Raw genomic sequence first — 1,166 nt, forward strand, 5'->3', positions numbered from 1 at the left:
GACGACTATGGCCGGCTAGGAGAGCCCGCGCCCGGCCCTATGACAAGGGCGTCTCTTCCAACAATGACCACAGCCGGCCCTCCAGGGACGGCACGGAGGCAGCGTCGCAAGACATGACGACCCACGAGCTTGCCGAGTTCGATCCCCTCGGGTTCCTGCGTGTAGGACCGTCGCCGTCCGGCCCGTGGCAGCATCTTGACCGCCGTTGGCGTCGGTGTCGGCAGCCGAGCTGCAGAGTCCAAGGTCCGAACGAACGGTGCACACCGCTCAGTGATCGGCGGAGGGCGACTCCGTCGAGGCGTGCAGCAGCAGGTCGCGCAGTGCCATGGCGGTGTCCGACGGCACGGTGGGGGTGAGGACGACCTGGTCGGCGGTGGTCGAAGGGCCGGTGAGGGGGATGATGTGCAGGCCGGGCGGCTGGTGGTCGAGGGCGGATTCGACGGTGATGCCGATGCCTGTTCCCGCGGCGACATGAGCGGCGATGGCGTGCACGCTGTCGGCGGTTCTGATGATGCGCAGGTCGGCTCCGCCGATGTGGAAGGCGGACAGGAGGCGGTCGCAGAGTCCGCTGTTGATCTGGTGGGGCCAGGTGAGCAGGCCGGTGGTGGACAGTTCGGACGCGCTCAGCTCGTCGTGCCCGGCGAGGGGGTGGGCCGCGGGTACGAGCGCCACGAACCTCTCGGTGGACAGCACCCTCGCGCTCACGCCGGTGACGTCGCCGGTCGCCCAGCCGATGCCCAGCCCGATCGTCTCCGCCCGCAGGGCGGTGAGCTGGGCGGTGGTCGCCATGGCCTCCGGCACGATCGTCACGTCGGGGAAGCGGTCGCGCAGTCGCGGCAGGCAGCGCAACAGCAACTGGTGGCCGGTGTATTCGGCGTGGGCGACGACGAGGGTGGTGCGGGTCCGGTCGCCGGCGGCCAGGGAGCGTCCGCGCTGTTCGAAGCGGCGCAGCTGGGCGAGGGTGGCGTGGGCGTCGGGCAGCAGCGCTTCGCCGAGACCGGTCAGTGACACCCGGCGGCTGGTGCGGTGGAACAGCCGTCCGCCCAGGGTGTTTTCCAGCCTTCTGACGGCTTCGCTGACGGTCGGCTGCCCCCGGTGCAGGCGCGCGGCGGCGCGGCCGAAGTGGAGCTCTTCCGCGACGGCGACGAATGCTTCCAGTTCCATCC

Annotated in this window: 1 protein-coding gene; it reads right to left on the reverse strand. The window is 70.7% G+C overall.

All coding sequences use genetic code 11. The features are described from left to right. Nucleotides 1-267 precede the first annotated feature (267 nt). A partial coding sequence (locus tag AB0B01_RS30855) for a LysR family transcriptional regulator (RefSeq protein WP_361726299.1) occupies nt 268-1,166 on the reverse strand: 899 nt, incomplete at its 5' end.

The organism is Streptomyces sp. NPDC044571 (assembly GCF_040647115.1).
GTDB lineage: Bacteria > Actinomycetota > Actinomycetes > Streptomycetales > Streptomycetaceae > Streptomyces.